Origin of the sequence: Kosakonia oryzendophytica (assembly GCF_900094925.1) — a bacterium.
GTDB lineage: Bacteria > Pseudomonadota > Gammaproteobacteria > Enterobacterales > Enterobacteriaceae > Kosakonia > Kosakonia oryzendophytica.
This window is the reverse complement of the sequence record NZ_FMAY01000005.1, coordinates 40,562-62,876: the sequence shown is the minus strand read 5'-3', so window position 1 is coordinate 62,876 and position 22,315 is coordinate 40,562. Positions and strand designations below refer to the sequence as shown.

21 protein-coding genes, 2 tRNA genes and 1 other RNA gene are annotated in these 22,315 nt (G+C 50.5%); 11 read left to right on the top strand and 13 right to left on the bottom strand.

Features of this window, described 5'->3' with window-relative positions:
- The first annotated feature begins 55 nt into the window (after nucleotides 1-55).
- Entirely contained in the window at nucleotides 56-457 is a 402-nt protein-coding gene (gene yciA / locus GA0061071_RS10215; RefSeq protein ID WP_061496233.1) for an acyl-CoA thioester hydrolase YciA, read from the top strand.
- Nucleotides 458-520: 63 nt separating this feature from the next.
- On the opposite strand, the gene tonB is transcribed toward yciA, so the two are convergent.
- Nucleotides 521-1,237, bottom strand: coding sequence for a TonB system transport protein TonB (tonB, locus tag GA0061071_RS10210; RefSeq protein WP_167352647.1), 717 nt, complete (start codon nucleotides 1,235-1,237; stop codon nucleotides 521-523).
- 219 nt (nucleotides 1,238-1,456) lie between these two features.
- Between tonB and GA0061071_RS10205 the strand changes: the two genes are divergently transcribed.
- Nucleotides 1,457-1,753, top strand: a complete 297-nt coding sequence (locus GA0061071_RS10205; RefSeq protein WP_088237637.1) for a YciI family protein — start codon at nucleotides 1,457-1,459, stop codon at nucleotides 1,751-1,753.
- A gap of 380 nt (nucleotides 1,754-2,133) precedes the next feature.
- On the opposite strand, the gene GA0061071_RS10200 is transcribed toward GA0061071_RS10205, so the two are convergent.
- A complete protein-coding gene (locus tag GA0061071_RS10200; RefSeq protein ID WP_061496240.1) occupies nucleotides 2,134-2,472 on the bottom strand; it encodes an SMR family transporter in 339 nt (112 codons plus the stop codon).
- Between the two features lie 180 nt (nucleotides 2,473-2,652).
- On the bottom strand, nucleotides 2,653-2,826 hold the full coding sequence (locus GA0061071_RS10195) for a YciY family protein (protein WP_088237638.1): 174 nt from the start codon (nucleotides 2,824-2,826) through the stop codon (nucleotides 2,653-2,655).
- Nucleotides 2,827-2,965: 139 nt separating this feature from the next.
- Here GA0061071_RS10195 and cls point away from each other — a divergent pair, with 139 nt between their 5' ends.
- Both cls and GA0061071_RS10185 read left to right on the top strand, forming a co-directional pair.
- Nucleotides 2,966-4,426, top strand: coding sequence for a cardiolipin synthase (gene cls, locus GA0061071_RS10190; protein ID WP_061496242.1), 1,461 nt, complete (start codon nucleotides 2,966-2,968; stop codon nucleotides 4,424-4,426).
- Nucleotides 4,427-4,456: 30 nt separating this feature from the next.
- Complete coding sequence (locus GA0061071_RS10185) at nucleotides 4,457-4,786, top strand: HI1450 family dsDNA-mimic protein (RefSeq protein WP_061496244.1); 330 nt, start codon at nucleotides 4,457-4,459, stop codon at nucleotides 4,784-4,786.
- 54 nt (nucleotides 4,787-4,840) lie between these two features.
- Here the strand turns inward: GA0061071_RS10185 and oppF are convergent, their stop codons facing one another.
- The 6 genes from oppF to GA0061071_RS10155 all read right to left on the bottom strand — a co-directional run bounded on the left by oppF (nucleotide 4,841) and on the right by GA0061071_RS10155 (nucleotide 11,964).
- Nucleotides 4,841-5,845 carry a murein tripeptide/oligopeptide ABC transporter ATP-binding protein OppF gene (gene oppF, locus GA0061071_RS10180; protein WP_061496246.1) on the bottom strand — a complete coding sequence of 335 codons (1,005 nt, stop codon included), beginning with the start codon at nucleotides 5,843-5,845 and terminating at the stop codon, nucleotides 4,841-4,843.
- Entirely contained in the window at nucleotides 5,842-6,855 is a 1,014-nt protein-coding gene (gene oppD / locus GA0061071_RS10175) for an ABC transporter ATP-binding protein (RefSeq protein ID WP_061496248.1), read from the bottom strand. The genes oppF and oppD overlap by 4 nt, the downstream gene beginning before the upstream one ends.
- A gap of 11 nt (nucleotides 6,856-6,866) precedes the next feature.
- Nucleotides 6,867-7,775, bottom strand: a complete 909-nt coding sequence (gene oppC / locus GA0061071_RS10170; RefSeq protein ID WP_061496250.1) for an oligopeptide ABC transporter permease OppC — start codon at nucleotides 7,773-7,775, stop codon at nucleotides 6,867-6,869.
- 14 nt (nucleotides 7,776-7,789) lie between these two features.
- Complete coding sequence (gene oppB / locus GA0061071_RS10165) at nucleotides 7,790-8,710, bottom strand: oligopeptide ABC transporter permease OppB (protein ID WP_061496252.1); 921 nt, start codon at nucleotides 8,708-8,710, stop codon at nucleotides 7,790-7,792.
- Between the two features lie 135 nt (nucleotides 8,711-8,845).
- Nucleotides 8,846-10,477: an oligopeptide ABC transporter substrate-binding protein OppA gene (oppA, locus tag GA0061071_RS10160; protein ID WP_061496254.1), complete on the bottom strand. Its 1,632-nt coding sequence runs from the start codon at nucleotides 10,475-10,477 to the stop codon at nucleotides 8,846-8,848.
- An 839-nt stretch (nucleotides 10,478-11,316) separates the two neighbouring features.
- Nucleotides 11,317-11,964: a YchE family NAAT transporter gene (locus GA0061071_RS10155; protein ID WP_088237639.1), complete on the bottom strand. Its 648-nt coding sequence runs from the start codon at nucleotides 11,962-11,964 to the stop codon at nucleotides 11,317-11,319.
- Between the two features lie 468 nt (nucleotides 11,965-12,432).
- Here GA0061071_RS10155 and adhE point away from each other — a divergent pair, with 468 nt between their 5' ends.
- Nucleotides 12,433-15,108 (top strand): bifunctional acetaldehyde-CoA/alcohol dehydrogenase, encoded by a 2,676-nt coding sequence (gene adhE, locus GA0061071_RS10150; protein WP_061496257.1) that lies wholly within the window; start codon nucleotides 12,433-12,435, stop codon nucleotides 15,106-15,108.
- 224 nt (nucleotides 15,109-15,332) lie between these two features.
- On the opposite strand, the gene tdk is transcribed toward adhE, so the two are convergent.
- Nucleotides 15,333-15,947 (bottom strand): thymidine kinase, encoded by a 615-nt coding sequence (tdk, locus tag GA0061071_RS10145; protein WP_061496259.1) that lies wholly within the window; start codon nucleotides 15,945-15,947, stop codon nucleotides 15,333-15,335.
- A 545-nt stretch (nucleotides 15,948-16,492) separates the two neighbouring features.
- Here tdk and hns point away from each other — a divergent pair.
- Nucleotides 16,493-16,906 carry a histone-like nucleoid-structuring protein H-NS gene (hns, locus tag GA0061071_RS10140; RefSeq protein WP_061496261.1) on the top strand — a complete coding sequence of 138 codons (414 nt, stop codon included), beginning with the start codon at nucleotides 16,493-16,495 and terminating at the stop codon, nucleotides 16,904-16,906.
- A gap of 278 nt (nucleotides 16,907-17,184) precedes the next feature.
- Here hns and galU read toward each other — a convergent pair whose 3' ends face one another.
- The 3 genes from galU to rssA form a co-directional block, all read right to left on the bottom strand.
- Nucleotides 17,185-18,096: a UTP--glucose-1-phosphate uridylyltransferase GalU gene (gene galU / locus GA0061071_RS10135; protein WP_061496262.1), complete on the bottom strand. Its 912-nt coding sequence runs from the start codon at nucleotides 18,094-18,096 to the stop codon at nucleotides 17,185-17,187.
- Nucleotides 18,097-18,294: 198 nt separating this feature from the next.
- On the bottom strand, nucleotides 18,295-19,308 hold the full coding sequence (rssB, locus tag GA0061071_RS10130; RefSeq protein WP_061496264.1) for a two-component system response regulator RssB: 1,014 nt from the start codon (nucleotides 19,306-19,308) through the stop codon (nucleotides 18,295-18,297).
- Between the two features lie 90 nt (nucleotides 19,309-19,398).
- Nucleotides 19,399-20,307, bottom strand: a complete 909-nt coding sequence (gene rssA / locus GA0061071_RS10125) for a patatin-like phospholipase RssA (RefSeq protein ID WP_061496266.1) — start codon at nucleotides 20,305-20,307, stop codon at nucleotides 19,399-19,401.
- A gap of 110 nt (nucleotides 20,308-20,417) precedes the next feature.
- Here rssA and GA0061071_RS10120 point away from each other — a divergent pair, with 110 nt between their 5' ends.
- The 5 genes from GA0061071_RS10120 to GA0061071_RS10100 all read left to right on the top strand — a co-directional run bounded on the left by GA0061071_RS10120 (nucleotide 20,418) and on the right by GA0061071_RS10100 (nucleotide 22,301).
- Nucleotides 20,418-20,876, top strand: a complete 459-nt coding sequence (locus GA0061071_RS10120; RefSeq protein ID WP_088237640.1) for a YchJ family protein — start codon at nucleotides 20,418-20,420, stop codon at nucleotides 20,874-20,876.
- Nucleotides 20,877-20,924: 48 nt separating this feature from the next.
- Nucleotides 20,925-21,767: a formyltetrahydrofolate deformylase gene (purU, locus tag GA0061071_RS10115; protein ID WP_061496269.1), complete on the top strand. Its 843-nt coding sequence runs from the start codon at nucleotides 20,925-20,927 to the stop codon at nucleotides 21,765-21,767.
- Nucleotides 21,768-21,929: 162 nt separating this feature from the next.
- Nucleotides 21,930-22,014, top strand: a tRNA-Tyr gene (locus GA0061071_RS10110).
- A 29-nt stretch (nucleotides 22,015-22,043) separates the two neighbouring features.
- Nucleotides 22,044-22,128: transfer RNA gene (locus GA0061071_RS10105), tRNA-Tyr, on the top strand.
- A gap of 44 nt (nucleotides 22,129-22,172) precedes the next feature.
- Nucleotides 22,173-22,301: non-coding RNA, RtT sRNA (locus tag GA0061071_RS10100), on the top strand.
- Nucleotides 22,302-22,315 lie beyond the last annotated feature (14 nt).

The window sequence follows — 22,315 nt, the reverse complement described above, 5'->3', positions numbered from 1 at the left end:
CCACAAATTCGTAGTAGCATCCCGCCATAAATCCCTCATTACAGAAGAGATAACAATGACAACCACTCAGGACGCTCCTCACGGCGAACTTGTCTTACGCACATTAGCAATGCCAGCAGACACCAATGCCAACGGCGACATTTTCGGCGGTTGGCTGATGTCACAAATGGATATCGGCGGTGCCATTCAGGCCAAAGAGATCGCCCATGGGCGCGTCGTGACGGTACGGGTAGATGGCATGACGTTTCATCGTCCGGTCGCCGTGGGCGACGTCGTCTGCTGCTACGCGCGCTGCGTGAAACGCGGTACGACGTCAATAACCATCAATATTGAAGTGTGGGTGAAAAAAGTGTCGTCTGACCCGATTGGTCAACGCTATAAAGCAACCGAAGCACTGTTTATTTACGTGGCCGTGGATAACGAAGGGAAACCCCGCCCACTCCCGGCTCAGGAATAAAAAACTGCACCTTAATCCGTCAGTAGCCTGACGTTTGGGGCGCAGTCGATGCTGCTGGCGGCGCTACTCCATGCTCGCGCCGCCATTCAGCCGGAAGACGACGTTCACGATCAGCCCTGAACCCGGTTTACCTGCCTCATAGCGCCATTTACGCATGGCGGCTTTCACTTCTCGTTCAAACATATTTGCAGGCTGCGCCGACAGAATTTCAACGTTCTCGACACGGCCATCGGCTGTTACGTCAAATTTGACCCGCACCCGGCCTTCGATACGCAGTGCCTGGGCACGTGCCGGATATTGCGGCTGATTTCGGCTCAACGCGCGCGGCCCAGCCGGTACAGACGGCGCCGGTTTACTGGTCGCCGCTGACGGCGTAGGGTTTGCCACCGGACGCGTAGGCGCATTACTCTCGAAGGGTGATACCGGTGCCGGCTCAGCCGGTTTTACATCGCGCTTCGGCTGTTCAGCTTTTTTCTCGGGTTTCGGCTTCGGTTTCGGTTTCGGCTTAGGCTTCTCAATCACCACGGGCGCTTCTTTCGGCGGCTCCGGAATGGGTTCCGGTTCAGGCTCGGGTGCCGCAACTGGTTCTGGTGGCTGTACAGCTTGAGGGGGTTCCAGATCGGCAGGCGTAACCATCGTCACCGAAATAGGCTGCGCAGGCGCGGGCAATTCAACAACCTGATGTACCGAGGTATAGAGCAGACCCGCCACCACGGCTCCGTGAATAGCAACGGACAACAGTGTTGGCCAGGGAAAGCGGCGAGGTAAATCAAGGGTCATTGAAGTCATAATCGTGTCAGTTAAAAAACCAGGTCTCGATTTTAAATGCAAATAGCAATCATATTCAACAAGCCGTCACCTCCCGCAGCAATTTTGTCTTCCTGATGCCTAAAAAAACCGCAAGATTAAAATGGGAATCCATCGAACGAATCTTTACATTGCAGTCATTCGGTCTTTCACATAACGTTATGGCTTTCCGATAGGTAAGGAGCTGTATCCGTGCTTTACGTCATTTTTGCTGAAGATATCGCTGATTCTCTTGAGAAACGCTTGTCCGTGCGCCCTGCTCACCTGGCGCGGCTGCAACTGCTGCATGATGAAGGGCGCCTGCTGACCGCCGGGCCAATGCCGGCTGTTGACAGTAACGATCCGGGGGCCGCGGGCTTTACCGGTTCAACAGTGATTGCTGAGTTTGAATCCCTGGAAGCCGCTCAGGCCTGGGCGCAGGACGATCCTTACGTGGCAGCAGGCGTCTACCAGAACGTGACCGTTAAACCGTTCAAAAAAGTATTTTGATCATCAACCTTTATTTCGTCCGACAAAGATTGAGAGATGGCACAGAAAAAGACCCGCACAAGCGGGTCTTTTTTATACCGATACGATTAAAAATCGGGTGGATTAAACGCTACTTCAAAGCAACGTCTTGCTGACCCCGTGCGAACAAAACAATCCTTAAGTGCTCCGGCCATCTCATTTACTCATAACACCTTAATTTTTTTAATAATCTATGAGTAAATGGCTATTTTCAGCACTTAGCTTAACTGCATCTCTTTTTCTTTCACCTGCAACAATAAGCGCTTCATTAATTCCAATGGTGGCAGTTAGTTTTTTAAAGATGAGGCAATAATGAAGAAGCACGCAATAACACCACCAGAAAGATCCCTTTTCCTGTAAGGTTAATGACCTATGCTTTTTGAAAAAAGATTGATGATGACAACACCGGCAATAATCAACCCCATCCCCAGCATCGCCGGAAGATCAAGTTTTTGCCCGTGCACAAACCACCCCACAATGCCAATTAGTATAATACCGGCACCAGACCAAATTGCGTAAATCACACCTGTCGGAATACTACGCATCGGAATGGTCAGACACCAGAAGGCGATGCAATACCCGGCAATACTGATAACGCTGGGGATCAGGCGAGTAAAACTGTCGGAGGATTTCAGCGCGGTCGTCGCAATAACCTCAACGATAATGGCAATCCCAAGAAATATAATCGCTTCTTTATTCATCGAATTTAACATCCGCAGATTAACGTTTGCTTATCACCAGACGGGTGGCGGTAAACGTATGAACAATGAGGCTATGTAAATCAACATACAGCGCATACTCATGGTTGAGTCATCATGACCGTGCCGACATACACGTAACCATAAAATAACAATGGGCACCGCTAACGGTGCCCAACGTACTCAGATATCGTAAATAGCAAACAACAACACATTACGATGGCGGTTCATACCGCATTTTCTGATAGCGTGGATGCGCATGTTACGGCGCGACTGCGCTTCCAGCCAGCGTGCTTTCCGGCGGCCTACCTGCCGCAGCATACGCCAGCGCCCCACTTCCGGACGACTACGCTTCATTTTTACGACTCAGTGCTTAACGGAAACGCCATTATAGTCCCTCGCCTGCGGCAGACCAGTGCTTTTGGGCGTTTTTATTTGCCAGATGAAACCGGATGCGTAAACTCACTGAATGACGCTTTGAAAAGGATTTTTAGTTATGTCCACCTTTTACACCGTAATGAGCTGGCTGATCGTCTTAGGTTACTGGCTACTGATTGCTGGTGTGACCCTGCGTATTTTGATGAAGCGTCGGGCGGTCACCTCCGCCATGGCGTGGTTGTTAATTATCTACATCCTGCCGCTGGTAGGGATAATCGCCTATCTTTCGCTCGGCGAACTGCACCTCGGGAAACGTCGTGCTGAACGCGCCCGCGCAATGTGGCCTTCCACTGCCAAGTGGTTAAACGATCTGAAGCATTTCAAGCGTATTTTTGCCGAAGAGAACAGCAGCGTCGCCGCATCATTGTTTAAACTCTGTGAACGCCGCCAGGGCATTGCGGGCGTGAAAGGCAACCAGTTGCAGTTGCTTACCAGCTCCGACGATGTGATGCAGGCGTTGATCCGCGATATTCAACTCGCCCGGCACAACATAGAGATGGTTTTCTATATCTGGCAGCCCGGCGGGATGGCGGATCAGGTAGCCGAATCACTCATGGCGGCAGCGCGACGCGGCGTCCATTGCCGTTTGTTGCTCGACTCCGCAGGCAGCGTCGCGTTTTTCCGCAGCCCGTGGGTAGGGATGATGCGCAATGCCGGTATCGAGGTGGTAGAGGCGCTCAAAGTAAACCTGATGCGTGTGTTTCTCCGCCGCATGGATTTGCGCCAGCATCGCAAAATCGTGCTTATTGACAATTACATTGCCTACACCGGCAGCATGAACATGGTCGACCCTCGCTTCTTTAAACAAGATGCAGGCGTTGGTCAGTGGGTTGATTTGATGGCGCGAATGGAAGGCCCGGTCGCGACCGCGATGGGGATTATTTACTCCTGCGACTGGGAAATCGAAACCGGCAAGCGCATTCTCCCGCCGCCGCCAGATGCCAACATCATGCCGTTCGAGGAAGCCAGCGGACATACTATCCACACTATCGCATCCGGCCCCGGATTCCCGGAGGATTTGATTCATCAGGCGCTGCTCACGGCGGTTTACTCCTCGCGTGAGTATCTGATCATGACCACGCCCTATTTTGTGCCGAGCGATGATCTACTGCATGCGATTTGTACTGCCGCGCAACGTGGTGTGGACGTCAGTATTATTCTGCCGCGCAAAAACGATTCTGTTTTGGTAGGCTGGGCCAGCCGCGCATTCTTTACCGAATTGCTGGCAGCTGGGGTGAAAATTTATCAGTTTGAAGGCGGGCTGCTGCATACCAAGAGCGTACTGGTGGACGGCGAGTTAAGTCTAATCGGCACCGTCAACCTGGATATGCGCAGTTTATGGCTTAATTTCGAGATTACGCTGGTGATCGATGATGCCGGTTTCGGTGGCGATCTCGCGGCCGTGCAGGACGACTATATCTCCCGTTCGCGGCTTCTTGATGCGCGATTGTGGGTCAAACGTCCTTTCTGGCACCGAATTGCTGAACGACTGTTTTACTTCTTTAGCCCGTTGCTGTAAAACGTGCCCAACTGACGTGAAGAGGTAATCATGGAAATGGATCTGAACAACCGCCTGACCGAAGACGAAACGCTCGAACAGGCTTACGATATATTCCTCGAACTGGCGGCGGATAATCTCGACCCGGCGGACATCATTCTGTTCAATTTACAGTTTGAAGAGCGTGGCGGTGCGGAACTGTTCGATCCGAGCGAAGACTGGCAGGAACATGTGGATTATGACCTGAATCCGGACTTCTTCGCGGAGGTGGTCATTGGGCTGGCGGAAACGGACGGTGGCGAACTCAATGATGTTTTCGCGCGTGTTTTATTATGCCGTGAGAAAGACCATAAACTTTGCCATATTCTCTGGCGCGAGTAAGCGGCGGAAACAGAAAGGGCTGACAACTGTCAGCCCTTTTTTCATGCCGTCAGATTATAACGGGTCGACTTTCAGACAGGAAACAGCGTGGCGGAAACTGCCCTCCAGCACCGGCCGGGTTTGCGCACATTCTGGCCCGGCAATCGGGCAGCGGGTACGAAACACGCAACCGGACGGCGGGTTGATCGGCGAGGGCAAATCCCCTTCCAGTAACTGAATCGTCTTGTTCTTCTCCAGATCCGGATCGGGAACCGGCACCGCTGACATCAACGCTTTGGTGTAGGGGTGCAGTGGATTCTGGTACACCTCATCGTACGTTCCCAGTTCCACCGCATGGCCAAGGTACATCACCAGTACGCGATCGGAGATATGTTTCACCACAGCCAGATCGTGGGCGATAAAAATCAGCGACAGCCCCATTTCTCGCTGCAATTTTTGCAGGAGGTTCACCACCTGAGCCTGAATCGATACATCGAGCGCCGACACAGGTTCGTCGCAGATGATCAGCTTCGGTTCAAGAATCAGCGCACGCGCGATACCGATACGCTGGCACTGACCACCGGAGAATTCATGCGGATAACGGTTGATGAGGTTTGGCAGCAAGCCTACCTTCATCATCATCGTTTTTACGCGATCCCGCACTTCCTGACGCGGCATTTTAGGGTGATACGTGCGCAGTGGCTCCGCAATGATCTCGCCGATGGTCATACGCGGGTTCAGCGAGGCCAACGGATCCTGGAAAATCATCTGAATGTCGCTGCGCACGTCGCGCCACTCATCGGGTTTCATCCCCAGCAGGTCTTTGCCCAACCAGGCCACCTTGCCATCAGTGGCTTTCACCAGACCAATGATTGCACGGGCAAAGGTGGACTTACCACAACCTGATTCGCCCACCACACCCAGCGTTTCCCCTTCGTACAAACGCAGGGTCACGCCATCAACGGCCTTCAGCGTCTTCGCCGGTTGCCAGAACCACTGTTTGCCGTCTTTAATGTCGAAATGCACTTTCAGATCGGCGATTTCGAGTAGCACCTTTCTCTCTTCAGTCACGGCATTCATACCAGTTCCTCCACCGACTTATAGCAGGCGCGTAAGCGACCCGGGGCAAACTCCTCCAGTGGCGGAGCACTGTTACAGATTTCCATCGCATGCGGGCAACGCGGCTGGAAAGGACAACCTTTCGGCAGACGCAGCAGGTTCGGCGGGTTGCCCGGAATGGTCAACAACGACTCACCTTCCGCATCCAGACGCGGTACCGCATTCAACAGGCCAATAGAGTATGGGTGGGAGGGATGATAGAAGACATCCCGTGCCTGCCCGTATTCCATCGTACGCCCGGCATACATCACCAATACTTTGTCACAGATCCCGGCCACAACGCCGAGGTCGTGGGTAATCATAATGATGGCGGTGTTAAATTCGCGTTTCAGCTCGTTCAGCAGCGTCATGATCTGCGCCTGAACGGTAACGTCCAGCGCCGTCGTGGGTTCGTCTGCGATCAGCAATTTCGGCCGGCACAGCAACGCCATCGCAATCATTACGCGTTGACGCATACCGCCGGAAAATTCGTGCGGGTACATGCGCATGCGCTTACGCGCTTCCGGCATTTTCACCGCGTCCAGCATTTTGACAGATTCTTCGAATGCTTCACCTTTGCTCATGCCCTTGTGCAGCATCAGCACTTCCATTAACTGCTCGCCGACGCGCATATACGGGTTCAGCGATGTCATCGGATCCTGGAAAATCATCGAAATCTGTTCGGCACGCAACTTGTTTAGCGCATGCTCTGGCAAGTTAAGGATCTCGTTACCATTAAACGTCGCCGAGCCGCCAATACGACCGTTGGCTGCCAGCAATCCCATCAGCGCAAACGCCGTCTGAGATTTACCAGAGCCGGACTCACCCACAATACCCAGCGTTTCACCCGCGCGCAGTGAGAAGTTCAGGTCGTTTACAGCCGTCACATCGCCATCGGGGGTCTGGAAGGTGACCCGTAAATCTTTGACATCCAGCAGAAGATCCGATTGCTGCCGCGTCGTCGACGCTAATGAGGTTTCAATAATGCTCATGACAGCGCTCCTTAACGATCTTTCGGGTCGAGGGCATCACGCAAACCATCGCCGATAAAGTTAAAACAAAACAGGGTGACGACCAGGAACGCCGCCGGGAATAACAGTAACCACGGAGAGACTTCCATCGAGTTTGCGCCATCGCTTAACAACGCCCCCCAACTGCTCAGCGGCTCCTGGGTCCCCAGACCGAGGAAGCTGAGGAAAGACTCAAAGAGGATCATGCTGGGAACCAATAGCGATGCATAGACCACTACCACCCCCAGCACGTTCGGCACGATATGCCGAATGACGATGTTCGCCGTTGAAACGCCACCAACCTGCGCCGCTTCAATAAACTCTTTACGCTTCAGGCTGAGCGTTTGCCCGCGCACGATACGCGCCATATCCAGCCAGGAAACCATACCGATGGCGACGAAAATGAGCAGAATATTTTGCCCAAAGAAGGTCACCAGCAGGATCACAAAGAACATAAAGGGGAAGGAGTTGAGGATTTCCAGCAGACGCATCATTACGGAGTCGGTTTTGCCACCCAGATAACCTGACAGCGAGCCATACAGCGTCCCGACAATCACCGCGACCAAAGCTGCGGCGATCCCCACCATCAGCGAAATGCGCCCGCCAATGGCCACGCGCACCAGCAGGTCGCGACCGGATGAGTCCGTACCAAAATAGTGGCCTGACTCCATATCCGGCTTGCTGGACATCATGCCCCAGTCGGTATCAAAGTAGGTGAACTGCGATAGCATCGGTGCCAGCGTTACGAACAACGCTATCAGCAGCAGTACCCCCAGGCTGGCAACCGCGGCGCGGTTATGCATAAAACGACGGCGGGCATCCTGCCACAGGCTTCGACCTTCGACTTCCAGTTTTTCACTGAAGTTTTCCAGCGCCTCGCTGTTTTTCTTACTTAACATCATGGCGTACTCCAGTGTTAATAACGGATCTTCGGATCGATAACGGCATACAGCACGTCAACAATCGCGTTAAACATAATCGTCAGCGTACCTACCAGAATGGTCAGGCTCAGCACCAGAGAGTAGTCACGGTTCAATGCACCGTTAACAAACAACTGACCGATACCCGGCAAACCATAAATGGTTTCAATTACCATCGAACCGGTAATAATGCCGACAAACGCGGGTCCCATATAAGAAAGCACCGGTAACAGCGCAGGTTTGAGCGCATGGCGTAAAATAATCCGCCGCATCGGCAGACCTTTCGCGCGCGCAGTACGGATAAAGTTTGAGTGTAGTACCTCAATCATCGAACCACGCGTGATACGGGCGATACTGGCGATATAGGCCAGCGATAATGCCACCATTGGCAGGATCATAAATTTCAGCGCCCCACCGTTCCAGCCCCCCGCCGGCAGCCACTTCAGCATAATGGCGAAGATCATCACCAGTAACGGTGCCACCACGAAACTTGGGATCACCACGCCCGTCATCGCCAGGCCCATGACCGAATAGTCCCAACGGGTGTTCTGGTTGAGTGCGGCAACCACCCCCGCCGTCACGCCGAACACCACAGCCAACAAGAAGGCAGCCGCCCCCAATTTTGCGGAAACCGGGAAACTTGCCGCGACCAGATCGTTGACCGTGTAATCTTTGTATTTAAAGGACGGTCCGAAATCGAAATGCGCGAGCTGCTTCAGGTAACTGAAATATTGCGTCAGAATCGGATCGTTTAAATGGTATTTCGCTTCGATGTTCGCCATCACTTCTGGCGACAACGCACGTTCACCGGTAAAAGGACTCCCCGGCGCAAGGCGCATCATGAAAAACGAAATAGTGATAAGAATAAAGAGTGTTGGAATCGCTTCAAGACAGCGACGTAGGATAAATTTCAACATTGCCCGTACCTTCTGGCCTGTGCCTTTTACACATTCTCTTGCAGACGACCGTAAAGCCGCCCGGGAATGATGTGTATTCTGTTGCGATGAAAATAAGACACTGTGGGACAGGTTACCCTGCCCCACTCATTGCCATTAATGCTTGATAATATATAAGTTTTTAACGTAGATATTATCCATCGGGTCTTTACCGGTGTAACCACCAACCCACGGTTTCACCAGACGGGCGTTAACATAGTAGTAAACCGGAACAATCGCCGAGTCTTTGTCCAGTTGCTGTTCCGCTTTGGCGTAGAGATCTGCGCGCTGAGATTCTTCGGTCACTTTCAGCGTATCGCCAATCAGCTTATCGAACGCTGGGCTCTTATAGTGCGCGGTGTTGTTCGAGCTGTCAGACAGCATGGTGTTCAGGAAGGACGTCGGTTCGTTGTAGTCTGCACACCAGCCAGCACGCGCAACATCAAAGGTGCCCTGATGACGGGTGTCGAGGAAGGTTTTCCACTCCTGGTTTTCGAGCTTCACGTCTGCGCCAAGGTTTTTCTTCCAGATGGACGCCACAGCAATGGCCAGTTTTTTATGCAGGTCAGAGGTGTTGTACAGCAGGCTGAAGGACAACGGTTTGTCCGCCGTGTAACCGGCTTCTGCCAGCAGTTTTTTCGCTTCGGCGTTACGTTGTTCCTGCGTCATTTTGAACCAGGCCGGTTCAGTCAGTTTTGCACCATCGGTGTACGGCGGAGTGTAGCTGTATGCCGGCAGGTCGCCCTGGTTCTTCACTTTATTGACGATGATGTCGCGATCCAGCGCCAGCTTGAGCGCGGTACGAACGCGTACGTCGGTGAACGGGGCTTTCTGGTTGTTGATTTCATAGTAATAAGTACACAGGTACGGATCGACGTGTACTTCTTTAGGAATCTCTTTTTTCAGCTTCTGGAACAGTTCAATCGGCATGTTGTTATAGGTCATGTCGATTTCGCCGCTGCGGTAGCGGTTCACGTCTGTCACTTCAGAAGAGATTGGCAGGTAAGTCACCTGATCGATAACGGTTTTTTTGTTATCCCAATAGTTGGTGTTGCGTTCAAGAACAATGCGCTCGTTGACCACCCAGTTTTTCAGTTTATAGGCACCGTTGGTCACGATATTTTCTGGCTGGGTCCATTTTTCACCAAATTTTTCAATGGTGGCTTTAGGCACAGCAGACACAGACGGGTGTACCAGCAGTTTGTAGAAATACGGAACCGGCTCGCTGAGAGTTACTTCGAAAGTGTTGTCATCGATGGCTTTGACACCCAGATCGGTAACCGGTTTTTTACCGGCAATGATGTCATCGATATTCGCGATATGGCCGTATTGCAGGTAGCTTGCATACGGAGAGGCGGTTTTCGGATCTGCCAGACGCTGCCAGCTATAAACGAAGTCTTGCGCCGTCACCGGCGAACCATCGGACCATTTTGCATCTTTACGCAGATGGAAGGTCCAGACTTTAAAATCTTTGTTATCCCACTTCTCCGCAACACCTGCGGTCGGGTGGCCTTCAACATCGGAAATCAGCAGACCTTCAAACAGATCGCGGTTAATGTTGGATTCCGGCACCCCTTCAATTTTATGCGGGTCCAGAGATTGCACTTCAGAGCCGTTGTTACGGACCAGCGTTTGCTTCTCCGCCAGCTGAACACCTGCCGGAACGTCAGCAGCCATTGCTGCGTTACCGGTAATTAGCGCAGTCAGAATTCCCGCTGCTACCAGACTTTTTTTTGTGATGATGGACATTGTGTTGATACTCCACTCATTATAATTACTGACATTAACGCCAGCCTGTTGTCCCCTGTTGGGGGCCTGATGAGCGCAGGAGCTTTTTGGCGCTATCAGACATCTGCTTTTTTTACTGCTGCTATCACCGACTTTTTTTATTACGGATTGCTCAAACGGCAACCTTACGTCGATTCTTTCACCCGCCTCCCCTGTCGAGGCGAGTCTTAATGCCGAAGAGAAACGTCATCCAGGACGACGGTTCTCATTTACTCTGTATATTCTGCGAATTATAAGGCTCATAAAGAGAATGGGCGGAAAATATCAAATGCCTTTCGCTGCCGCCAATACAATTTGCAAATTTGTTAACCATTTCTCTTTTGCAGCAAAGCGTTAGCTGCGAAGACGTGCTCTAACAGTCTCCCTGAGAATTTTTTATCTATGATTATCAACCAGATAAATGCGCATTACAGCCATGTAACGCGTTTTGGCAGACGACGTGGGTTTTTGCACAAAAAATCAACAACTGACCACTTTTTAGCACATTCATCTGCGATAAGATTGAAAGTACTAATATCATTTCAATTATGTCACGGCAAGCCCAATAGTATTATGTGAAGAAAATAACAGATGCGTTTGCGCAGAATCTGCGCAAGGTGGATTCATAAAACTTATATTTCTTTGATAATCAATCATTTTTCTGATTAGCACAATTTATTATACTTATCGCCTTTTTGCGTATTCGTCATATCTTTTACTGATTTTGCGTTTTCCTTCACAGCCTGTTTAGCCCGACTTAATTACCGCGATGTATAAAATAATACATAACGATTGAACATCAAGTAAATAAAGGAGGTGAATCAGTTCAGCAGTCCCGGGAAAATGGATTTTATACCACCAACGATAAATTCAATTCCCAGCGCCATAAGCAGTAAACCCATAATACGGGTAATGACGTTAATGCCTGTCTGTCCCAGCAAACGCACCAACCACGGGGCAATGCGGAAAAGCCCCCATGAACACAAGGCAAATAATGCAATGGCGACCGAGAAACCCAGCAGATATTCAATGCTGTGATAGCGCGTGCCCCATACGATCGTCGAACTGATGGCACCTGGCCCCGCCATCAGCGGCAGTGCTAACGGCACCACGCCGATGCTTTCGCGGATAGCTGTTTCTGATTGTTCCTGCTTGTTCTGTTTATCCTCCCCCAATTTCCCGCTGATCATCGACATCGCAATCGTCACGACCAGAATGCCCCCCGCGATACGGAACGAATCGATAGAGATACCGAAGATCTGCAGGATGGCGTCGCCGAGAAATAATGATGTCCACAGGATGATGGCAACTGACAGGTTGGCCGTGAGGTTGGTTTTATTTCGTGCCCCCGCCGTCTGATAACTGGTCATACTAATGAAGACAGGAATGATGCCCACCGGGTTAACCAGCGCAAACAGACCAATAAAAAACTTAAAACAGGTCGTAAAATCAAACAATGTATGAATCACTGTAGGCTCCGCAACGTCGCCAGTCTCGATGAGAGAAAGGTGTGACAAAATAATCCATGCCGAAGATACGCGTTTTCTTTATTACATTCATCAGGATTTCTGTCGAAATCAGCGGCAATACAACATGTTATTCAGTTGTGGGAATTGTGATAATCTTAGAGGACGCTCAGTCAGATGCCATTAACATTTGATACAAACGCCCAAAAATGACCTTGCTGAAAGGTGTCAGCGTCACCGAAATTTGACGTAGATCACGCTAATACTACCTAAAACCAGGTAGTCTGGTGTCACCTAAAGAAAGTAAAAAAAGCGCTGTCGCGTTGAGGCTCTTTCAGTAAATCAGTGGCATATGGTTTAGCGTTAAGTATTTGTTTTTCTGAAATTTACGCAACCTGCAGCCGGTCTGTCTATACTCTCGTACTGGACAGCTGGTTTACTAAAAGAGTTTAACATTATCAGGAGAGCATTATGGCTGTTACTAATGTCGCTGAACTTAACGCACTCGTTGAACGCGTGAAAAAAGCCCAGCGTGAATATGCCAACTTTACTCAAGAGCAAGTAGATAAAATCTTCCGTGCCGCCGCCCTGGCTGCTGCAGATGCTCGAATCCCCCTCGCTAAAATGGCCGTTGCTGAATCTGGTATGGGTATCGTCGAAGATAAAGTGATTAAAAACCACTTTGCTTCTGAGTATATCTACAACGCCTATAAAGACGAGAAAACCTGTGGCGTGCTGTCTGAAGATGACACTTTCGGCACCATTACCATTGCTGAACCTATCGGCATTATTTGCGGTATCGTCCCGACCACTAACCCAACTTCTACTGCTATCTTCAAATCGCTGATTAGCCTGAAGACCCGTAACGCCATTATCTTCTCCCCGCATCCGCGTGCAAAAGATGCGACCAACAAAGCGGCGGATATCGTCCTGCAGGCAGCTATCGCTGCTGGCGCGCCGAAAGATCTGATTGGTTGGATCGACCAGCCATCGGTAGAACTGTCTAACGCACTGATGCATCACCCTGATATCAACCTGATCCTGGCCACTGGCGGCCCGGGCATGGTGAAAGCAGCATATAGCTCCGGTAAACCAGCTATTGGTGTGGGCGCAGGCAACACGCCGGTCGTGATTGATGAAACGGCTGATATCAAACGTGCCGTTGCGTCTGTTCTGATGTCTAAAACCTTCGATAACGGTGTTATCTGTGCATCTGAACAGTCTGTCGTTGTTGTTGACTCCGTTTATGATGCTGTTCGCGAACGTTTCGCCAGCCACGGCGGCTACCTGCTGCAAGGTAAAGAACTGAAAGCGGTTCAGGACATCATTCTGAAAAATGGCGCCCTCAACGCGGCCATCGTCGGCCAGCCGGCTTATAAAATTGCTGAACTTGCCGGTTTCACCGTTCCGACCACTACCAAAATTCTGATTGGTGAAGTGAAGGTCGTTGACGAAAGCGAACCGTTCGCTCATGAAAAACTGTCACCGACGCTGGCGATGTATCGTGCGAAAGATTTCGAAGATGCTGTAGAGAAAGCGGAAAAACTGGTTGCAATGGGCGGTATCGGTCACACCTCTTGCCTGTACACCGACCAGGATAACCAACCGGATCGCGTTGCTCACTTCGGTCAGAAGATGAAAACAGCACGTATCCTGATCAACACCCCGGCTTCTCAGGGTGGTATCGGTGACCTTTATAACTTCAAACTCGCGCCTTCCCTGACTCTGGGTTGTGGTTCCTGGGGTGGTAACTCCATCTCTGAAAACGTTGGTCCGAAACACCTGATCAACAAGAAAACCGTTGCTAAGCGAGCTGAAAACATGTTGTGGCACAAACTTCCGAAATCTATCTACTTCCGTCGTGGCTCACTGCCAATCGCACTGGATGAAGTGATTACTGATGGTCACAAACGCGCGCTGATCGTGACCGACCGTTTCCTGTTTAACAACGGTTATGCAGACCAGATTACCTCTGTTCTGAAAGCGGCTGGCGTGGAAACTGAAGTGTTCTTTGAAGTTGAAGCTGACCCGACGCTGACTATCGTACGCAAAGGCGCTGAACTGGCGAACTCCTTCAAACCGGACGTGATCATCGCGCTGGGTGGCGGTTCCCCGATGGACGCAGCCAAAATCATGTGGGTAATGTACGAACACCCGGAAACCCATTTCGAAGAGCTGGCGCTGCGCTTTATGGATATCCGTAAACGTATCTACAAGTTCCCGAAAATGGGCGTGAAAGCGAAAATGGTCGCTATCACCACCACGTCCGGTACCGGTTCTGAAGTTACGCCGTTTGCAGTAGTGACCGACGATGCAACCGGGCAGAAATATCCGCTGGCAGATTACGCGTTGACTCCGGATATGGCTATCGTTGATGCCAACCTGGTCATGGACATGCCGAAATCACTGTGTGCGTTCGGTGGTCTGGATGCGGTAACCCACGCCCTGGAAGCTTACGTATCCGTACTGGCCTCTGAGTTCTCTGACGGTCAGGCACTGCAAGCGCTGAAACTGTTGAAAGAAAACCTGCCGGCTTCTTACAACGAAGGGTCTAAAAACCCGGTTGCTCGTGAACGTGTTCATAGTGCTGCAACCATCGCAGGTATCGCGTTTGCTAACGCCTTCCTCGGGGTATGTCACTCTATGGCGCACAAACTGGGCTCTCAGTTCCACATCCCGCACGGCCTCGCGAACGCCCTGCTGATTTGTAACGTTATCCGTTATAACGCGAACGATAACCCGACCAAACAGACAGCATTCAGTCAGTACGACCGTCCGCAGGCTCGTCGTCGCTACGCAGAAATTGCTGACCATCTGGGTCTGACTTCTGCCGGTGACCGTACCGCGGCGAAAATCGAGAAACTGCTGGCATGGCTGGAAAGCATCAAAGCTGAACTGGGCATTCCGAAGTCCATCCGTGAAGCGGGCGTGCAGGAAGCAGACTTCCTGGCCAACGTGGACAAACTGTCTGAAGATGCGTTTGATGACCAGTGCACCGGCGCGAACCCGCGTTACCCGCTGATCTCCGAGCTGAAACAAATTCTGCTGGATACGTTCTACGGCCGTGAGTACCATGAAGGTGAAACTGCCGCAGCGAAAGCTGAAGCTCCGGCAAAAGCGGACAAGAAAGCCAAAAAAATGGCTTAATTGTTTAGTCTGATAAAAAACCCGCCTGATGGCGGGTTTTTTTATTGCTGTTTAACACCACCCGATGCTCATATCTGCAACAGATGTTGTTGCTGCCTTGCTATACAGAATGCCAAGCCATCTGAACATATAAAACCTTGCTGCAAAGATTTAAGTGCGACGGCCCGACACTTACATTATTCATGCCTCAAACACACGCAGCGGGGGCCTGGCGCGATAATGCACTACTTCCTTCCCCGCGCCTGGATCGCTGTCAGAGAGCCTTCTACCAGCGCTTCTTTATAATGTTTACGGCACACAGAAACATAACGCTCATTACCGCCGATAACCACCTGCTCACCTTCATTATAGGGTCGTCCTGTTTGATCCAGGCGCAGCACCATACTGGCCTTACGCCCGCAGAAACAGATTGTTTTCAGTTCTACCAGCTTATCTGACCATGCGAGTAAATACTGGCTGCCAACAAACAACTCACCGCGAAAATCAGTGCGTAAACCATAACAGAGCACCGGGATATCGAGTTGATCGACCACTTCTGAAAGTGCATAGACCTGTTCCCGTGAAAGGAACTGACATTCATCAATCAGCACACAATGTACCGCTTCACGTTCGTGCTCGGCTTTAATTTCTTCAAACAACGATGATTGTGGATTAAACAAACGAGCAGGTGAGGATAATCCAATACGCGAACTCACCTTTCCCGAACCAAAACGATCGTCAATTTCTGCTGTGTAGACCACTGTACGCATACCTCTTTCCTGGTAATTGTAAGAGGACTGTAGTAAAGCCGTAGATTTCCCCGCATTCATTGCTGAATAGTAGAAATAAAGTTGTGCCATTGCGCGCAAAACCCCAATCAAAGTGTGATATTACTGTTGGCGATTATACCATATTTTATCTGGCAAACCGGGAGCCACTACGCGTCCACGGCAAGCCACTGCTTTTTTTCGCTTACAGATATAGCGATTGTTAATCAATACGATTGTTACTGCCAAAGAAACAGCCTCGGGAATTCATGATCTTACGAATGATTTAAATCCGATGTTGCCGACCTTATGATCCGGAAATTATTAATATTTTAAGCACGTGGGCACATGAGCTATACGGAATTAACGAGGTTGTTATTTATCCATTATGACTATAATCTCACTCAGATTAATCACAAAAACCCACCAGATGCGTAACGACCGCATCGATGTTTACAGATGGTATAAGTGTTTTTTTGTGCGTTTCTTCAAGTAAAATTTAAGTTAGCGATATTAAAAAAACGACAGAATAAGGAGCAATTTTTGAATTCCTTACATTCACAGCTATTGCACTGGTCAAATTAACGCTCTATTATTAGCCCAACAAACCACCCCAATATAAGTTTGAGATTACTACAATGAGCGAAGCACTTAAAATTCTGAACAACATCCGTACTCTTCGTGCGCAGGCAAGAGAATGCACGCTGGAAACGCTCGAAGAAATGCTGGAAAAATTAGAAGTTGTGGTAAATGAGCGCCGTGAGGAAGAAAGCGCTGCCGCAGCTGAAGTTGAAGAGCGCACCCGTAAATTGCAGCAATATCGCGATATGCTGATTGCTGATGGTATTGACCCGACCGAACTGCTGAACAGCATGGCTGCAGCTAAAACCGGGACAAAAGCAAAACGCGCTGCACGTCCGGCCAAATATGCCTACATTGATGAAAACGGCGAATCCAAAACCTGGACCGGCCAGGGCCGTACTCCGGCTGTTATCAAAAAGGCTATGGATGAACAAGGCAAGAAACTGGAAGATTTCCTGCTTGCTGAGTAATTCCAACCAGTATCAGAAAACCCGCCACAGGCGGGTTTTTTTTTGACACCCGCCACATATCTCCACAATTTCTTCATAATAGAATGCTGCGCTTGATATCAATCAGCCGCCATCCGCTTATTGTTTGAACTCTGCACCTTTTTTTATTGTCTTGTGCTGTTTATTTCTCCGCAATGCAGCACGTTACTTCGTTCCGAAACAGTCAGAAATAAAAAAGCCGGAGATAGTCAGCGCAGCACGCTATTCTCTCCGGCTTAATTCCGACGTGGGGAAGTGGATTATGCTTTCCCTGCGCCTACAGTATCTTCCAGCCAGGCTTTAAATTCTGCACCCAGCGTATTGTGACGAATACCATATTCTACAAATGCACACATGTAACCGAGTTTATTACCACAGTCATGACTTTTGCCTTTCATATGATAGGCTTCAACCGTTTCTTTTTCGATCAGCATATCGATAGCATCTGTCAGCTGAATTTCATCGCCTGCTCCCGGAGGCGTTTTCGCCAGCAGTGGCCAAATCTCCGCGCTCAGAACATAACGGCCAACCACAGCCAGATTAGACGGTGCAACGTTCGCTTTCGGCTTCTCTACGACGCCCACCATCGGCACACTGTCACCAGGATTCAGTGTCGCACCTTTGCAATCGACAACACCGTACGCCGTTACGTCATCTACAGGCTCAACCATGATCTGGCTGGCACCGGTCTCATCAAAACGTTTAATCATTTCTGCCAGATTATCCTGCGAAAGATCGGATTCGAACTCATCGAGAATAACGTCCGGCAGAATAACGGCGACAGGCTCATTACCGACGACAGGGTGCGCACACAGAACGGCGTGACCGAGACCTTTTGCCAGCCCCTGACGCACTTGCATAATAGTGACGTGCGGTGGGCAAATAGACTGCACCTCTTCCAGCAACTGACGTTTAACACGTTTTTCCAGCATCGCTTCAAGCTCGAAGCTGGTATCGAAATGGTTTTCGATAGAGTTTTTGGATGAATGGGTGACCAGAACGATTTCAGTAATACCCGCAGCAATACATTCATTAACCACGTACTGAATTAATGGCTTATCAACCAGTGGCAACATCTCTTTAGGAATTGCCTTGGTCGCTGGTAACATCCTGGTTCCCAATCCCGCTACCGGGATTACTGCTTTAGTCACTTTCGAATTTATTGCAGCCATTGAAAATCTCCTGGACTGTTCATGCTTTGAACATGTTCATGAATTAACTCGCGTCTGAGTATATCAGTACCCTCTCAACGACCAGGTCTGAAAAGGACGCAGTTGCAGCTAATTAGGATTAATACGCATAATCTGCGGCGATAGTACCACTCGTTTTAACCGACAGGTAAAGCTATCTGCAAAGTGTGATGCGATTGCTCATTCCGCGCTCAACATTAAGCGAAGACGCCCACCCGCGCCCCATACCTGGCACTGCCACGCGTCACAACGTTGGCTTAATTGATTAAGGTAAGCATTACCCAATGTCCCGAGTGGCACACCATTGCTGATTTGAATTTGATGCTCACTGGTATTTAACGTGGCGTTAAGACCGGCTGAAACTAATATTAAGTTTTTAAGCTCGCTATGGTAATAACCCACTAATAAGGGGAACTGACCGGGTAAGTTTGCCTGGTGCAGTAATTGGTTTACCTGTTTGAGTAACGCGCCCATTTCCGGGAGACGCTGACGCTGATGTGACAACTGTTCCTGAAGTAATCCGTTAAATAGGGCGCGAAGCAGTAAGGCAGCCAGCACGCCATTATTCCCTGCTCGTGTGACGTCAAGACAATAAAAGGCTAAGTCCTGACCAGAAATCGGGGCAATATCCAGCACCAATCCGGGGCGATCGGCCGAAACCAGCTGCCGATAATTTACCCGACACTGGGAAATGACTTGTTGGACCGGCGGTTGTAATTCCTGTAGCAATTTTGCCGCAGCCTGCGGATTCTCCACCAACGCATCCCAATCCTGGAACAGCCGCTCTTCTTCCTCAACTCGAGAGTTAAACATGTTGGGATAAATGCAGGCAAAGAGCGTTTCCTTCAGGCGATTAAGATCTTTTACTGGCTTAAGAACCACATCCTGCACGCCAAGCCGTAACGCTTTAGCGATATCAGCCATGTTCTCAGTGGCGGAGATCACCAGAATCGGCGTCTGATCACCATGGTTGCGTAAATGTTCAATCAACGCCAGGCCATTCATGCGTGGCATAGCAAGGTCGCAGATGATCAGGTCAGGTTTTGCCGTTGCCGTATGCTCCAGCGCGTCAACCCCATCTTCCGCCAGCAACGTATTGGCGCCGAGCGAACACAGCCATGAGTCCAGCAGCGAGCGGAAAACGGGCTCGTCTTCAACTATCAGTATCTGTTTTCCGGCCAACGGCTGCGTCATTTCATCTCCCCTGCCTGACGATAGATCAATAGTGGCATGCTTCACCGATTATCGCCTGTCAGAATTTGCTGAAGTCTTTCAAAATTATGTTCACGCCACTGGCCGAACCAGCGGTAGTAACTCATCTATTTTCTTTTCGACCGCCATCTGTCCAGCGGCGATGGCCGCATCGGCACGATGAAAATCGAGAGTCGAGATTTGCGGACATAGAGGTTGCAGCAGGATATCAGGCGGATCGCCTGCCATACGGTTGCGTTTTAAGCGGTTTTCCAGCACCTGAATGGATGTACTCATGATCTCCATCGCTGTCGGTGCTACCGGACGTTTAGGGGTGATACGACTCAGTCGTTCGCGCAAACGCTGATGCCAACGAAGCACAGCGCCCCCCTCACTCTCGCTTTCACTCGTGGTCAGGTTGACTGACAGAAGATCTTGCTGCATCAGATGCGCATCATGTTGCAGATCCACCGCAATGACAATATCTGCACCTAAGGCTCGTGTGAGCGAGACAGGAACCGGATTGACAACGGCACCATCCACCAGCCAGTAACCGTTATGCGCAACCGGAGACATCAATCCGGGCATACTGCAAGACGCACGCACGGCATGATGCAAATCGCCTTCGGTAAACCACAACTCGCGTCCGGTGCTCAGGTTGGTGGCCACAGCGCCGAATTTCATACGACAGTGTCCAAAATCTGCGAATGGGAGTAATGCGCGGTATTGGCTGAACACGCGTTCACCGCGCAGCAAACCACCACGTTGCCATGAAAGATCCATCAGTCGCAACACATCCCAATAGCTGAAGGAGCGCACCCATTTCTCAAGCGCCGGTAATCGACCGCACGCATACGCCGCTCCGACCAATGACCCTATGGAACACCCGGCGACAATGTCAATCTCAACACCCGCTCGCTGCAATGCGTTAATCACACCAATATGGGCCCAGCCCCTGGCGGCGCCAGATCCGAGCGCCAAACCAATTTTTACCCTTCTCATTACGCGTGTTTCACTTCCCCCGGCTTACTGTAGCCACAGCGCTACGGCTCAGTTAACATATCGCTACCCTGACGCAATCGCGCCATTATTTTTGTTCCAGGAATGCTATTTTGTCTCAATCTTGTCCTTGCGGTAGCGCTCTGGAGTATAGCCTATGTTGCCAGCCTTATCTGTCTGGTACACAGCTTGCTCCCACGCCTTCGCACCTGATGCGTTCGCGTTATACAGCTTTCGTGTTGCGCCAGGCTGAGTATCTGATTAAAACCTGGCATCCCTTCTGTGGAGCCGGGGCTTTTCGTCAACAAATCGAAGCCGGTTTTGCACACACCACCTGGCTGGGTTTAACCGTATTTGAACACGCTTGCGGCGAAAATGATAATGAAGGTTATGTCAGTTTTGTGGCGCGTTTTAGCGAGCAAGGCAAACCGGGTGCGATTATAGAACGTTCCCGGTTCTTAAAGGAGAACGGCCAGTGGTATTATATCGATGGCACGCGCCCTCAATTTGGTCGTAACGATCCCTGCCCTTGCGGGTCAGGCAAAAAATTCAAAAAGTGCTGTGGCCTATAAGGCGAGCAGCACCTCATAGCAAACATCATCAACAGGATTTACCCGGCAATGCACTCATTACAACGAAAAATTCTGCGTACTATTTGTCCTGACCAGAAAGGGCTTATCGCGCGCATCACCAACATCTGTTACAAGCACGAACTCAATATCGTGCAGAACAACGAATTCGTGGATCACCGTACCGGCCGTTTCTTTATGCGCACCGAACTGGAAGGCATTTTTAATGATGCCACGCTGCTGGCGGATCTTGATAGCGCACTCCCGGAAGGGTCCGTACGTGAACTGAATCCGGCGGGTCGCCGCCGGGTCGTGATTCTGGTGACGAAAGAGGCGCATTGTCTTGGCGATCTGTTGATGAAAGCCAATTACGGCGGACTGGATGTTGATATCGCTGCCGTGATTGGCAACCACGAGACATTGCGTTCACTGGTGGAGCGCTTTGATATTCCTTTCGAACTGGTGAGCCATGAAGGTTTGACGCGCGAAGCACATGACAACCTGATGGCGCAGGCGATTGAAGCGCATCAGCCGGATTATGTAGTGCTGGCGAAGTATATGCGCGTACTGACGCCTGAATTTGTCTCCCGTTTCCCGAATAAGATCATCAATATTCACCATTCATTCCTGCCGGCATTTATTGGTGCGCGACCTTATCATCAAGCCTATGAGCGCGGTGTGAAGATCATTGGTGCAACGGCTCACTATGTGAATGACAATCTGGATGAAGGTCCAATTATTATGCAGGACGTTATCCATGTGGATCACACTTATACCGCTGAAGATATGATGCGCGCAGGACGTGATGTTGAGAAAAACGTACTAAGTCGTGCGTTGTATCAGGTGCTGGCGCAACGGGTGTTCGTTTACGGCAATCGGACGATCATTCTGTAATCATTAACGGATTGAATTGTTTGCCTTTACACCATTACGTGCAAAAAGCAGACAACCAGTTTGTTTTTCGCGATTGAACGCTTTACAGCGGCGCGTCATTTGGTATGATGCGCCGCGCTTCCCGAGATGGAAGCAGGCCAGTAGTCATTAGCTTTACCCTGTGGTGGGGTTCCCGAGCGGCCAAAGGGAGCAGACTGTAAATCTGCCGTCATCGACTTCGAAGGTTCGAATCCTTCCCCCACCACCATCTTCTGTATCACACAATGTATTACCCCTGGTGGGGTTCCCGAGCGGCCAAAGGGAGCAGACTGTAAATCTGCCGTCATCGACTTCGAAGGTTCGAATCCTTCCCCCACCACCATCTTCTGTATGTCCCCGTTATTATATAATCCCGCTTTTCGCTTATATTCTGCTTCTCAGCGAAGGACGAGAACCTTCGATTAAGGTTCGACCCGGGCGATAGCGAGAGCGTGTTGCCGTAGGCAATGAACCGAAGGGAACGCCGTGGCGAAGAATCCTTCACGCCAGCCACCAAACGGAAAGCGGAG